General features: G+C 42.1%; 13 protein-coding genes and 1 pseudogene. 4 read left to right on the top strand and 10 right to left on the bottom strand.

From position 1 onward, the window contains the following. Positions 1 to 199 precede the first annotated feature (199 nt). Positions 200 to 529 (bottom strand): DUF2973 domain-containing protein, encoded by a 330-nt coding sequence (locus tag V7K97_RS06065; protein ID WP_334799851.1) that lies wholly within the window; start codon positions 527 to 529, stop codon positions 200 to 202. 304 nt (positions 530 to 833) lie between these two features. Beyond that, complete coding sequence (locus V7K97_RS06060) at positions 834 to 1,151, bottom strand: DUF2605 domain-containing protein (RefSeq protein ID WP_334799849.1); 318 nt, start codon at positions 1,149 to 1,151, stop codon at positions 834 to 836. Positions 1,152 to 1,578: 427 nt separating this feature from the next. Here V7K97_RS06060 and thrS point away from each other — a divergent pair, with 427 nt between their 5' ends. Beyond that, the gene (gene thrS / locus V7K97_RS06055; RefSeq protein WP_334799857.1) at positions 1,579 to 3,438 is read left to right on the top strand and encodes a threonine--tRNA ligase; all 1,860 of its coding nucleotides are present in this window, start codon (positions 1,579 to 1,581) and stop codon (positions 3,436 to 3,438) included. 66 nt (positions 3,439 to 3,504) lie between these two features. Further along, positions 3,505 to 3,585 (top strand): annotated as a pseudogene (locus V7K97_RS06050) (element excision factor XisH family protein); the annotation flags it as partial. A gap of 279 nt (positions 3,586 to 3,864) precedes the next feature. Here the strand turns inward: V7K97_RS06050 and cofG are convergent. The 6 genes from cofG to V7K97_RS06020 form a co-directional block, all read right to left on the bottom strand. After that, positions 3,865 to 4,851, bottom strand: coding sequence for a 7,8-didemethyl-8-hydroxy-5-deazariboflavin synthase subunit CofG (cofG, locus tag V7K97_RS06045; RefSeq protein WP_334799848.1), 987 nt, complete (start codon positions 4,849 to 4,851; stop codon positions 3,865 to 3,867). A 229-nt stretch (positions 4,852 to 5,080) separates the two neighbouring features. After that, complete coding sequence (gene crtW / locus V7K97_RS06040; protein ID WP_334799846.1) at positions 5,081 to 5,842, bottom strand: beta-carotene ketolase CrtW; 762 nt, start codon at positions 5,840 to 5,842, stop codon at positions 5,081 to 5,083. 980 nt (positions 5,843 to 6,822) lie between these two features. Then, the gene (locus tag V7K97_RS06035; protein WP_334799844.1) at positions 6,823 to 7,272 is read right to left on the bottom strand and encodes an SRPBCC family protein; all 450 of its coding nucleotides are present in this window, start codon (positions 7,270 to 7,272) and stop codon (positions 6,823 to 6,825) included. 19 nt (positions 7,273 to 7,291) lie between these two features. Next, positions 7,292 to 7,480: a CPXCG motif-containing cysteine-rich protein gene (locus tag V7K97_RS06030; RefSeq protein ID WP_094330630.1), complete on the bottom strand. Its 189-nt coding sequence runs from the start codon at positions 7,478 to 7,480 to the stop codon at positions 7,292 to 7,294. Positions 7,481 to 7,565: 85 nt separating this feature from the next. After that, the gene (locus tag V7K97_RS06025) at positions 7,566 to 9,221 is read right to left on the bottom strand and encodes a B12-binding domain-containing radical SAM protein (RefSeq protein WP_334799843.1); all 1,656 of its coding nucleotides are present in this window, start codon (positions 9,219 to 9,221) and stop codon (positions 7,566 to 7,568) included. A 133-nt stretch (positions 9,222 to 9,354) separates the two neighbouring features. After that, complete coding sequence (locus V7K97_RS06020; RefSeq protein ID WP_334799842.1) at positions 9,355 to 9,609, bottom strand: SemiSWEET transporter; 255 nt, start codon at positions 9,607 to 9,609, stop codon at positions 9,355 to 9,357. 554 nt (positions 9,610 to 10,163) lie between these two features. On the opposite strand from V7K97_RS06020, the gene V7K97_RS06015 reads away from it, so the two are divergent. Continuing rightward, positions 10,164 to 11,216: an isochorismatase gene (locus tag V7K97_RS06015; RefSeq protein WP_334799841.1), complete on the top strand. Its 1,053-nt coding sequence runs from the start codon at positions 10,164 to 10,166 to the stop codon at positions 11,214 to 11,216. Between the two features lie 64 nt (positions 11,217 to 11,280). Here V7K97_RS06015 and V7K97_RS06010 read toward each other — a convergent pair whose 3' ends face one another. Then, on the bottom strand, positions 11,281 to 12,174 hold the full coding sequence (locus V7K97_RS06010) for a LysM peptidoglycan-binding domain-containing M23 family metallopeptidase (RefSeq protein WP_334799840.1): 894 nt from the start codon (positions 12,172 to 12,174) through the stop codon (positions 11,281 to 11,283). A 302-nt stretch (positions 12,175 to 12,476) separates the two neighbouring features. Here V7K97_RS06010 and V7K97_RS06005 point away from each other — a divergent pair, with 302 nt between their 5' ends. Then, the gene (locus V7K97_RS06005) at positions 12,477 to 13,688 is read left to right on the top strand and encodes an HhoA/HhoB/HtrA family serine endopeptidase (RefSeq protein WP_334799839.1); all 1,212 of its coding nucleotides are present in this window, start codon (positions 12,477 to 12,479) and stop codon (positions 13,686 to 13,688) included. Between the two features lie 43 nt (positions 13,689 to 13,731). Here V7K97_RS06005 and V7K97_RS06000 read toward each other — a convergent pair whose 3' ends face one another. Then, on the bottom strand, positions 13,732 to 14,079 hold the full coding sequence (locus V7K97_RS06000; protein ID WP_094333219.1) for a DUF760 domain-containing protein: 348 nt from the start codon (positions 14,077 to 14,079) through the stop codon (positions 13,732 to 13,734). Between the last annotated feature and the right edge of the window lie 21 nt (positions 14,080 to 14,100).

Here is a 14,100-nt window from a genome sequence, read left to right as displayed (position 1 = left end):
TTAGCCTGCATCGTGGTTTTCATCCCCTGCCTGAAGTACGAAATACGCAACTGCGTTGCTGTTTCTCAGGGGTTTTCAACCTACCCTTTATAAATTTCTGCTATAAGAAGCCTTGAGGATGCAAAAACAACAATAATTTACACCCTAACTCCTAATGTACAGACGCGATTAATCGCGTCTCTCCAAACTCCTAACTTTTTTACCCTTCTTCAGAATTGTCTCTCTTATGTCCTGGGGATGCTTCGTAAAGTGCATCAAGATGTTGACGCGCATCTTCAACGTTAATCGAACGCATTACCAAAAGTGGCTCTTTAATTAAGTTACCCGCGTTATCTAATAACTCTGGATGGGGTACAAACTGTCTTTTTGATGAATAATAACCATAGTTGCCTTGATTATTCATTGGCGAGGAATTCGTCGGGTAAGTTCGATCGCGATCAAAACTGAACACGATCAGGTTACGAATTAAGTTGCCAACAGCTATAAATGCAAGGATTGTAAAAGCCAGAATGTAAAGCAGATGTAACATTAGATTTTCCTCCAGGACAGTAATTTTTTAAACTTTATTTTGTAAACGCTTTGCCTCGCCGACACTGTGACTCACGGTTAAGACGAGTATTTCACGCACTTTTGGTGCGTCTACATCTATATGGAGCTATTTGTCAACCGTTATTCTACTTACGGTAGCATAGGATACATTATTTTGTTAATCCAAAAAGTGTTAAGAAGTTGTTAAGAATTTTGTACTATTTCTTTAACGACTGATTTACCGTCTTTTTAGGAGACATAGCTGAGTAGTCTGCCAAAATTTAGCAGATGCTCCTAGTTACAGCTTATGCTTCACGTCCTTGACGAAAGCGCATTGCAACATTCCAGCATTCTGTTACTAATTGATGCCAGGGCATTAATGTTGCCATATCAATCCCGACTTGTTTATCAGTAGCAGCAAATAGCATCTTCGCCGTATTTAGTTCATTTTGCGCTTGCTTAACCCGCAAGAGTAAGTCAGATTGCTCTTGGTTACTCATAAATGATAGTTGCTCAGTTTCGAGTAAATGGCGCGATCGCGTGAACCAATGCTGAAAATCTTCTAGCAGGGGTTCTAAAACCGTTTTCAGCAACTCAGTCCCTGGTAAATTTGAGTCTGGCATAAATGAGAAGCATATTTCAAGCTTGCTTACTAATATTAACGTTATTTACGTTTCTTAACACTTTTTTGATTTCTCTCATAATTCTGAGATGTAAAAATTTGTAACAAAGAACACAGATTTTATTATATAGTCTTGATATTCGGTTTGTACAGTTCCTTTGGAGAGGCATCTATAGGTATATATGCTATGGAGTTGCAATTCATCAGATAATTTAGCGATGTCTACGACGGGCTACGCCTACGCGTGCAATCCTGAATTTGACACTCAGGTAAGCAATCAAAAATTTATCTTTATCCCGGATTAAAAATTAATCTCAGTAGTGAGAATAAAGTCGAACTGGCCAAAATCAAAGTCGTTATATTTGAATAAGCCTACAGATTCAGATAAATCACCTTTTGTAATCACTTCGCCAACGGTTCAGCAGCCAATGTCGCCAAATTCATCAAATCAGTCAGAACAGTCAGAACAAGTTGAAAAAATTTATTTACCGCGTACCAGCGAATCGGAGAACTTAAAAAAGATTCGCCACACTGCTTCCCATGTAATGGCAATGGCAGTACAAAAGCTGTTTCCCAAGGCGCAAGTTACAATCGGCCCTTGGATTGAAAACGGTTTTTACTATGACTTCGACAATCCAGAACCATTTAGCGAAAATGATCTCAAAGCCATCAAAAAAGAGATGGTGAAGATTATCAATCGCAAACTGGCAGTAATTCGGGAAGAAGTCAGCCGCGAAGAAGCCCAACGCCGGATTCAGGAAATTAAGGAACCTTACAAGCTAGAAATTCTGGCAGATATCAAAAACGAACCAATCACGATTTACCACCTGGGGAATGAATGGTGGGATTTGTGTGCGGGGCCTCATCTGGAAAATATCAGTGAATTAAACCCGAAAGCAATTGAATTAGAAAGCGTTGCTGGCGCTTATTGGCGTGGAGATGAAACTAAAGCCCAATTACAACGCATCTACGCCACAGCTTGGGAAAGTCCAGAACAACTCACTGAATATAAGCGACGCAAAGAAGAAGCGCTGCGACGAGATCACCGGAAACTGGGTAAGGAACTGGGATTATTTATATTCTCTGATCTAGTAGGACCGGGTTTACCTTTGTGGACACCCAAAGGCACTCTACTACGGAGTACTTTAGAAGACTTCCTCAAGCAAGAACAGATCAAACGGGGTTATTTATCTGTAGTAACGCCTCACATTGCCAGAGTCGATTTATTTAAAACCTCTGGACATTGGCAGAAATATAAAGAAGATATGTTCCCCTTAATGGCAGATAATCAAGAAGATGCCGCACAGGAACAGGGCTTCGTGATGAAGCCGATGAACTGCCCCTTTCACATCCAAATATATAAGAGTGAGTTGCGCTCTTATCGGGAACTACCGATGCGACTGGCAGAATTTGGTACTGTTTACCGCTACGAACAATCAGGCGAATTGGGCGGTTTAACGCGGGTGCGCGGTTTTACTGTGGATGATTCTCACCTGTTTGTCACCCCAGAACAGTTAGATAGCGAATTTCTGAGTGTGGTGGATTTGATTTTGTCGGTGTTTAATAGTCTGCAACTGAAGAAATTTAAAGCTAGACTCAGTTTCCGCGATCCTGCTAGTGATAAGTACATCGGTGATGATGAAGTTTGGGACAAAGCCGAAGGTGCAATTCGCCGTGCAGTTGAAACCTTGGGGATGGAACACTTTGAAGGTATTGGAGAAGCGGCTTTTTATGGGCCAAAACTTGACTTTATCTTTAGTGATGCCTTAGATCGAGAGTGGCAATTAGGAACTGTGCAAGTAGATTACAATTTACCAGAACGCTTTGATTTGGAGTACGTTGCCGAAGATGGTGTTCGTAAACGCCCAGTCATGATTCACCGTGCGCCTTTTGGTTCACTGGAAAGGCTGATTGGGATCTTAATTGAAGAATATGCAGGCGATTTCCCTTTGTGGTTAGCGCCAGTGCAAGCCAGATTACTACCAGTGGGTGACACCCAGCTAGATTTTGCTAAAGATGTGGTAGCCAAGATGAGAACCTTGGGTATCCGTGCAGAAGTTGATACTAGTGGCGATCGCTTGGGTAAACAGATTCGCAATGCAGAGAAAGAAAAAATACCCGTGATGGCAGTTGTGGGAGCCAAGGAAGTGGAAACCAACACCTTGAGTATCCGTACCCGCGCCTCTGGGGACTTAGGTAGTATTTCTGTTCATCAAGTTTTGGATAAATTACAAGAAGCGATCGCTAACTTCGATAACTTTCACATCGATGTCACAACCGCAGATTAACTTCAAATAGCAAACAGTAGGCTGGGTAATGCCCAGCCTCAAAAATTAACTGAAAAATCAGAATTAATACCAGCCAAAGACATCTATCATGATTGTGTGAAAAATGCACTCATCAAAGATGGGTGGAAGATTACGGATGATCCTCTTATATCATGTCCGCATAATTTAGTTATGTAAAGCACAGTCATTACACCCCACCCCCAATCCCTCCCCGCTTGCGGGGAGGGGAGACAAAGCATAGCTTTGGCGGGGGTGGGGTTCTTCGGATTTAATAAGCAATTAAGCGGACATGATATTAGCCTCAAAATTGGTAAGAAGGATATATTTATTGATTTAGCAGCCGAGAAACTGTATTGAAGTGGATGAATCCAGTTCAAAGACTCGTCAGCAAAGAAACTACTACGAGATGAGAAAATCTCTATTTCCCTATTCTGACAAAAGAGAAATTGGGGTTAAAGTCTTGCGCCAGTGTTTCACCGCTTTTTGCAATTCTTTCGACAACCAGCTATCAAATTGGGGATAAACTGGCGATCGCTGCACCAATTCCCACCCCGCAGGCTGTAAAATTTCTCTTAATGCCTGTTCCTGAACATGAGGATAATCGGGATTCACTTCATCTTTTGGCCCTATTCCCCCCAAATCTCGCGCACCAGCTTCAATACAAGCGAGTAACCATCGGTTATCTTTAACTAAATTTGGCGGAATTTGAATAGTAATATCTGGCGGTAAAATCTGACGCGCCCTAAAAATTACTTCTGGTAACTGATGAGGGTCAAAAGGTGGTGCATCAAAGGTTTGCTGATGTCCAGGACTATGAGGTTGCAGGATAACTTCTTGAATGTGGTGATAACGTTGATGCAGTTCACATATAGCTGTTAATGTTTCCCAACAATCATCTACAGTTTCCCCAATTCCCAACAGCAACCCCGTTGTAAAGGGAATCTGCAACTCTCCCGCCCATTGCAATTGTTGTAAACGGACTTCTGGTAATTTACTCGGTGCGTGACGATGTACACTATTTAACAATTTTGGCGTTAACTGTTCCAACATTAGCCCCATTGAAACATTTACACATTTGAGCTTTTGCATCTCCTCAAAACTCAGAGGACCGGCATTTGTGTGTGGTAAAAACCCCATTGAAAGCGCTAATTCACACAAATCATAAATCCGCTCAAACCACGCCTGACGCTTTGGGGAATGGGGATGCACTTCACCACTAAGTATGAGGATTTCACAGATTTTTCGGCTTTGAAGTGGTTTTAAAATACTATCTGCATCTGAAAGACTCATCCAGGGACTTTTACCCGGTTCACTACGAAAGTTGCAGTAGCTACACCGATTAAAGCACTCGTAAGTGGGAACGATTGTATAAGCAGGGCTATAGGTTACAAGACGAGAATTATTAATTGGCATAAACAGGTTAACAATTCAAAATTCAAAATTCAAAATTCAAGACATTTCAGATGGGGATTTAACCCCGAATGAAAATGATACTACATATAGATGTAGGGGTCTTTAACCCTTGATTTTACGATAAAAAATTTGCTCTTAGTTAAGAGGCTCCAGCTCTATTTTAAGGGCTGAAACCTTTACTACAAACTTTTAATTATTCACACCCACTTACTTATTAGAGAAACAATAACTATTTTGCTTTGTAAATTTCTGGTAACTGCCACCAAGAAATATGGGGATACTCATGATGTTCCTCGTGGTAGCCGAAATGATAGCACGTGATAAATGACCACCAAATTGGACGGCTAATCGTTTGGGCACAATGAGGCTGAACATAACCTCCGATTGGTTCGCTATGTGCGAGGAAAGTACCAAAATAAAATAATTGCAATGAACTTAAAAGCGAGGGAATTACCCAAAAGTTTGTTAGATTATCACTGGGTATATGGAGTATGTATTTAGCAAAGTTATAAATAATAATTAGGGCAATTATTTGTCCCCAACTCCAGTAACCTTTCATAAAATGGAAATACCAAGCAAAGAAGTTTTTGTATTTACCATTATGAAAATCAGGGTCTCCTTGAGTTGCTGGATTGTGGTGATGTAACCAATGCTTTTTCAATAATTTTTTATATGCTAAAAGACCATAAAGAGATAGGGTTAATGTCCCAATAAGATGATTAATTTTGGTGTTTTGAGGAAATACTACCCCATGCATAGCATCATGAGATGTAATAAATAATCCCGTATATAAAAATGTTTGCCAAAGTATGATAGGCAGTAGCATCCAAAATTGTAATTTGGAGATGTCAAGGGGAAGTAATAAACTCAGGCTAATGACCCATGCACTAACAATTACAATAGCAATAAAAAGTCCTTGAAACTGAGATTTACTTTTAACTACGGGGGTCAGTTTTGTTTGATGACTGGGTGGTTGTTCTAATTGAATCACGCTTTTACTCCGCCTAGTATTCAGATGAAAGTTCCTAAAATATAGTCACCAGAAAAACCACTAACTACCAGCCAGAAAACTCTATTAGTGGTTAGCGCTTTGCATTGGATAGTGCCAATACTTTAAAATGTTTATAAATATTAAGATACTTTAACTATTATTACACATAGAAGCGCCAAACCAAAAAATGTTTTTGGTTTGACGGTTGATCTATATACGTGATAATACGGATAGATATCGTGATTAGAAGAACTAGTGTTATTAATATGGTACTTTGTAAACAGCCGAAGCAGGGAAAAAGACGTTAACATAATTAGCGGTAAGTAGGGGCAATTCATGAATTGTCCCTACTTTTTGTGATTCTGCGTAAGTTCTATAGACGGATCTTCAAAAATAAATGGTATGAGTCGTATTTCAAATATCAAAAAAAATCTAAGGGACTTCCAAGAAATAAATTATCCAAATAAACGAACCACAGAGACGCAGAGAACACAGAGGAATAAGGAGGAGAGAGTTTTTTCGCCAGTTTTTTGAGTATTTTTTTATTTGGAAGTCCCTAAGGAAAGTTAGAAGGTTTCCTGAGTGTTATTGTTCAGACTAAAAAAGAATAATATTTTTCAAACCTATAGTGTAGCTCCGAATAAGCTAATGGACTTGCGTGAAAATAAAGTACCAGTAAACCAAGTTTCGACTGCGCTCAACTCTCGACGGCTGAGGGTTGAGCGCAGCGATGCACTGAGCGTAGTCGAAGTGTCAAAACCCGGTTGGTTGGGACACTATTAACCCGCAGATCCCTAATGGGTTGGAGTTGTGTAGGTTGGGTTAAGGAACGAAACCCAACATTTCTTGGGCTTTGTTGGGTTAAGCAAAGCGCAACCCAACAAAGCAATTTTTCACAAAGCCAAGCGCATTGACTTATAGTGTGGCTCAGAATCAGCTAATGGGTTGGAGCCACTTAGTATAAGAGAATGACCATTGGTTTATAATGACTCGCACTCGCGTTTAGTCACATAATGACGATAGCGAAACATCGCTTCTAGTTGGGCTTGCACTAGCCAACCACTGATAAATTCAACTGTTCCTCCACCAGGCATGGAAAAGGAGATAGCATCAGTTAACCTAGTTTTGCCATCTTCCGGTTCAAATTCATGTCGATGTACCCAATACTCAAAAGGGCCAGATATCTGTTCGTCGGTAAACAGGCGATATTTTTCACATTCAGTATGACGCGCTAACCAAGTTAAGGGTAATGGGCCGAGAAACAGACGAAATTCGGTGATAGCTCCCACGTTCAGCCCCCCTTCACGACGAACCACTTGGACTGGCTGCCAAGGTGGATTCAAGAGTTGCAAAATATCTGGCCTTTCGTGAAATTTCCAAACTACTTCTGGTGACGTATTAATTATTGAGGAATGTTTAAAGTGCAGCATGGAAAGAAAAACCTAAAATTCAACTTTCGGATTCGGTATCAATTTCGATATCTAGGGTATCTTCATTAACCCGCACATACAAAATATTTGGGTTACAACAAACTTGACAATCTTCAACGTAAGATTGCTGTCCTCCAGCACTCAAATCAATAAAAGTTAAGTTTGGTTCGCCGCAATAGGCGCAGTAATACTCAGCTGTGTTTTGCATCAAGTTTTCAAGGTATTGGGGACTGGTTACTGGGGACTGGGTATTAACTTTTAATTCCTAGTCCCCAGTCCCTAGTCCTCAGTCCCTAGTTGCTAGTCCCCAGTAATGGCTGTAGTTCCTTGGAGGATGGATTGATATAACTCTTAGCATCAGCCAAATGCTTTAGTAGTGTAGACTGTGGCAGAGGTCCTTGCAAGTGGCTCCAGGGTAATACTTGTTGTGTTGACCATTCGGCGTGGACGTAGAAATCTAAGTCGGGGATTTGTCCTTTGAGTTGTTTGAAAGCACGTTTGTAGCTACCTAAGGAATCACCAAAGTCACGAGTCAGTTCGAGAAGTTGGGAGAGTCTGCGATCGCCTCTCGATAACAAAGCTTGGATAATTGACCAATTATAGCTTTCTGGGCGAAATTCTATCCCCTGTGGTTTTAGCTGTTTTTGCAAAAACTGCAACCGCTTTTCGGCTTGGCGATTCACCCCAAACCATTGAAACGGTGTGTGTGCTTTGGGTACAAAGGTGCTGCATCCGTATGTTAACCGCAATCCCGGCGCAGCTTTTTTGATATTACGCATCATCACTACAGTTTGCTCTAAATCTTCTGCTTCTTCACCAGGAATTCCTGCCATTCCGTAGAGTTTCAAGCTTTTTAATCCGCCAGCTTTGGCATTGACGGCTGCTTGGATGATTTCATCGTTATGCAGCTTTTTGTTGACGATTTGGCGGATTTTCTCGGAACCACTCTCTACAGCAATGGTAAGCGATCGCGTGTCTCGTTTCGTCAATGTTTCTGCTAACTGGACTGTTACGGTATTGGTTCGCACTGAGGCAATACTGAGACGGACATGATCATACTTTGGTTGACTAATATAATCTAGCAACGCCTCAAATTCTGGATGTTGAGTTACTGAAGCCCCTAATAATCCTAGCCGATTTGTGACTTCTAAACCTTTGGCGATCGCTGGAATTAATGAATCTTCCAAACTGGCTGTTCTAAAAGGCAGTGTGAGATAACTCGCCAAACAAAAGCGGCACATTTCTGGACAACTTCTCACCACTTCCACCATGTAAATATTTTCCCATGCCGCTTTTTCGGTGACTACAGTTGAGGCTGATAGGGTATTTCCTCGATAAGTTTGCTTTTGCACTACTGCGGGAATTTCGGGAGAAATTGGTTTAATAGACTTTACTTCACCATCTCTAGTGTGATATTCCACCTCATACAAACTTGGTACATAAATTCCTGGTATTTGTGCAAGTCTTTTTAGTTGAGTTTGTCTTGAGGCATTTCTGACTTCTTTGTAAGCCTCAATAAAATTCCCCAACAGGGTTTCGCCATCCCCCAGCAAAACGACATCAAAAAAATCTGCAAAAGGTTCGGGGTTAGCAGTGAGAACGGGGCCACCACCAAAAATTATCGGATGAGAATTATCACGAGAGGTTCCTCGAATGGGGATTTCTAAAGATTCCAGCAAATTTAAAATATTCACATAATCCAGTTCCCACGAAATAGAAAATCCCACAATTTCTGGTGTTCTAGGGAGTTGTTCGTGAGTATCGGTAAACAGGCGACTCACCTTCACATCATCACGCATTGCAAAATTTGCCCACACCACCTGATAGCCAAGGCTTGTGATCCCTACGCTGTACTCATTGGGAAAGGCGAAGATTATGGGGATAGCGTTGGTGTCTGGGCTGGTGGGTGTAAATAGAAGGCGTTCAGAATCAAATACAGATGATGTCACAGGGGTTTCTTTTGGGTGTTTGAATCATGCAGTCTCATGTAATTCGCCCCTACACAGGCAAAACCAACTGATTTTAGTCCGCGCAGGTGCATGAGAGTTTGTATAGGTGCAACTTACAGTCACTAGGACTTCTTTATCTATATTTAATTTTAAGCCATAGAATTATCAAGTTAAAAAATAGTGTGACAGCATTAGCCAAAATGATCGGCAATTGTTTCAGGATAATTCCATATATAAGCCATAAAAATACCCCTGTATTGAAACAAATCAACATCACAAAAGAAACGTCTTTCGCTGATTGATTTTGCCATATTTTAATCATCTGGGGTAAGAATGAAACCGTAGTTATAGAAGCGGCAAATAATCCTAGAATTGTCACAAAGTCCATGCGGTTTAATCCTGGTAAACACTACCCTAACTTAGTACCATTGCTGAAGATTTTGTGAGGTTAATGTCTATATTACTACTTTTATATTACATGAAGTTTGTCAACTTCTAAATCACCTCGTAGTTATCTTTCGTTTTTATGATGGGATTTTAATTTTTGATTCAGCCCTTATTCTTCGGTTTTTTGAGATCAGCTTTAGCCCAACTGCATCTTTGTTTAACAAATACTCTGCCGCCTCATATAGCGGTTCTCGGCACTTGTGAGGTACAACAACCCCACCCCCAACCCCCTCCCCGCTCTTCGAGAGGGGGCTTAAGATGTACCTCATCTGATTAGGAAGCGCTATACCGCTTTATATAGGAATCATTTTTGATTTCTGAAAAAATCTCAGTACTATTGTAGGGTGTGTTAGCAGAGCGTAACGCAATAGTCTAAGCTTGTGGCGCCCTCGGCGCTAAGAGGTTGTTTGAAAAGTCCTCAACTTGCTGAAGGACTTGAGAAAATTTGGGTATTGAAGTTATAGATGTTATTACAGAATAAAAGCGACTGTAATTATGAACACCCAAATAACACCCCAACTACCAATTCCCCCACACTTTAACCCTGAAGAAGTGGGCGAAATTTCGCGCGTACCTTACCAAGAACGTGCCACCGAAGCTGAAATCTGGGCCAAACAACACGATATCAAACCAGCATCTTTAGATAAAACCCGTATTTGTCTATTGTTAATTGATGTCCAGAACACCTTCTGTATCCCCGGCTTTGAATTATTTGTAGGTGGAAAATCCGGTAATGCGGCGGTGGATGATAACGTCAGGTTATGTGAGTTTATCTATCGTAACTTGGGAGTAATTACAAAAATTGTACCCACCCTGGACACCCACACAGCAACGCAAATTTTTCATCCGATCTTTTGGGTGAACGCTGCGGGAGAACATCCAACTCCAGCAGCTACTAGTATCACACCAGCAGATATTCAACAAGGTATCTGGAAAGTCAACCCAGCAGTTGCTGATAGTGTTACTAATGGGGATTATGAATTATTAGAAAAACACGCTTACCATTACCTTAAGCAACTTAGTCAAGATGGTAAATATCCCCTAACTGTTTGGCCTTATCATTCTATGTTGGGTGGCATTGGTCATGCTTTAGTTTCATCGGTTGAAGAAGCAATATTTTTCCACAGCATTGGGCGTCAGAGTCAGGCACAATTTGAAATTAAAGGCGAAAATCCTTTAACAGAAAACTATTCTATCTTACGTCCAGAAGTGTTAGAAGATTTTGAACAACGTCCACTTGCTCAAAAGAACACGCGCTTGATTAAACAACTTTTAGAATTTGATGTTGTGATTATTGGTGGCCAAGCTAAAAGTCACTGTGTCGCCTGGACAATTGACGATTTATTAACAGAAATTAAACAGGTAGATGCTACCCTTGCAAAAAAAATCTATCTACTAGAAGATTGCACTTCTCCTGTTGTTGTCCCTGGTGTTGTGGACTACACAGAACAGGCAGACACGGCATTTACAAGGTTTGCAGAGGCAGGAATGCACATCGTAAAATCTAGCGAATTTGGAAATTGGGAATTGGGCATAGGGCATAGGTAGGGCATGGGACATTGGGTTTAGTATTCTCCCTCATCTCTCCCTCCTCCCTCATCTCCCCATTTCCTCATTTTTTCAGATAACCCTTGGGATCTTCCGCTACCCAACCCAGAGATGAGCTAGAACGCACTTCAAAATGGAGATGCGGTTGACTGGAACTTGGTTTTCCACTAGTGCCTACTGTTCCTAGTAAGTCTCCTTTTTTCACTTGCTGACCGACAGTAACTTTGATACTGTCAAGTTGAGCATAGCGGCTTTGGAGTCCGCCACTGTGGTTAATAATGACCAACTTGCCATAAGAGCCTTGATCGCTGGCAAAGGCTACAGTTCCAGGTGCGATCGCTAGCACATTAGTACCAACTGGTGCTAATAAGTCAATACCACTGTGGAAGAAAACTTCACCTGTCGCAGGATTAATTTGCCAGCCGTAAGCTAATCCCACGGTTGCGACTTGTGCCAAGGGATATCCAGATAGGGATGCACGGTTTGGTGTACCTGCATCAGTAGGTAAAGGGGACTTAGTTATAACACCATTGGGCGACCAATTTACCCCAGGAACAAAGACGATTCTGGGGTCTTGTTGGCAACCATTCACCTCAAAAAGGCTGTCAGCACGAACTTTGTATTGTGCCGCCACTTGTCGCCAAGTTTCACCGCGAGGCACTTCGACTACAATCCCATTGTAGGGAGGAATTTGAAGCACACTACCAACGGCGGCAACTGCACCATTCTGCAAAGCTGGATTCATGCCAATAATAGTTGTAGGTATGAGATTGTAGCGCTGCGCTATGCTCTCTAAAGTTTCGCCACGAATAACTTTATGGCGTTGGAAGCGAGATAAAGCTGGAGTTGGGCAACCACCGACAGCAGCCTTAGCACTATTGGTGTTTGGGAGTATGCTTACTAGTCCCAAGGCGCTAAGTAAGCTACAGAGAAACAGTTGACGAAAGGGTAAAGTCATGTACAGAGATCAAGAGCGCATTAACTTTAAATTTTAGATGGGAAGAGTGGGGAGTGGGGAGATGAGGGGGATGAGGGAGTGAGGGAGAGGGGGAGATGAGGGAGTGAGGGAGAGGGGGAGTAAATTCTTCCCAATGCCCACTTGCCCTGAGCGGAGCCGTACCACTTCGTGGAAGCAAGCTACGCGTAGCGTCTCGTAGAGAAGGGATGCCCAATTTCTAGTAAATTGATCTGTCCACTTGCCGTTAGCTTGACTACACTTAGAAATTAGCAACTGCATTGCTGTCCTTGAGCAGAATTATTATGAAGTTATCTTTAAAGCAACTGGGCGTTTATGTGTTATTACTGGTGTTCGGCTGTGGTGCAGGTTTGTTTGGTAGTCGCTATCTCCTGCTACAAAATCCCTCGTTCCAACAGTTAAGAAATGTGACAATGGCTTTGCCTCCAGAATCCGTATCTCCGAATCCTCCTAACCCAGAGATTGGGGCTAGTGGGGGCGATAATAATGTGAATTTTATTGCAACGGCTGTGCAAAAAGTTGGCCCGGCTGTGGTGCGAATTAATGCCACTCGCAAAGTCGCCAATCCCATATCTGACGTATTAAAAAATCCCCTCTTGCGACGATTCTTTGGAGAGGATGAGCAACCAATTCCTGAAGAACGGATTGAGCGCGGTACAGGATCGGGATTTATTTTGAGCGAAGATGGAGAATTACTCACTAACGCTCATGTGGTAGCAGATACAGATACGGTACAAGTTACCCTCAAAGATGGTCGGAGTTTAGAGGGAAAGGTAGTAGGATCTGATCCTGTGACAGATGTGGCAGTCGTGAAAATAGAAGCACATGATTTACCAACTGTCAAGCTGGGTAATTCGCAAAACTTGATCCCAGGAGAATGGGCGATCGCTATTGGCAATCCCCTGGGTTTAGATAATACTGTCACTATGGGCATCATCAGCGCTACAGATCGCACCAGTACTCAAGTTGGGGTGCCAGATAAGCGAGTCAGCTTTATCCAAACTGATGCCGCGATTAACCCTGGTAATTCTGGTGGACCATTGTTAAACGCCCAAGGGGAAGTCATTGGGATTAACACTGCCATCCGCGCTGATGCTCAAGGACTCGGTTTCGCCATCCCCATTGAAACCGCCGCCCGCGTCGCCAATGAACTTTTTACCAAAGGGCATGTGGAACATCCCTTCTTGGGTTTTGAAATGGCAGACCTTTCTCCCATCAGAAGACAGCAGATTAATCAAGAGAATCAGCTAAATATTCAGCAGGATGCTGGAATTGTCATTAGAGGAGTCACAGACGACTCTCCAGCCAAGCAAGTCGGACTACTTCCCGGAGACGTGATTCAAAAAGTTAACGGTAAACCAGTCAAAACCTCAGCCCAAGTTCAGAGGTTGGTAGAGTCCAGCAAAGTTGGGGACATCTTAGCGATCGAAGTCAACCGCAGTGGTAAAATTCAAACCTTCAAAGTAAAATCAGCAGCTTACCCTGAAAGGAAATAGTCAATAGTCAATAGTCCCAGAATGTTTGACTACTGACTATTGATTATTGACCATTAGACAAATGCTCTAACTGCATTCTTTGTTCCATCTGGCGCAGAAAATACCCCGTCATCATGGCCGACGCTAGAAGCCCAGCTAAGTTATCTCGATCTGTTGTGATTTGCACGTTGAAATTTTCTGCCGGGAGCATCCCCACTAGCCCCTGGACATTTTGCGAGATAATTTGTTTAATTTCGGGGCTGGCGGACTGAGCAATCCTCGCTAAAACATCAGGAGACTGATGCTGTAGATATTTGAGCAACTGATTGGGGTATTCCTCAGAGTGGTCGGAAAGAAGTTGATTAGGGTGTTCCTCAGAGTTGTCATTCAAAAAGTCAGGATTAAACACCATTGGCAGTTTTATTTAGCTTAA

Origin of the sequence: Nostoc sp. (assembly GCF_036917815.1) — a bacterium.
GTDB lineage: Bacteria > Cyanobacteriota > Cyanobacteriia > Cyanobacteriales > Nostocaceae > Nostoc.
This window is presented reverse-complemented; position numbering and strand designations above follow the sequence as displayed.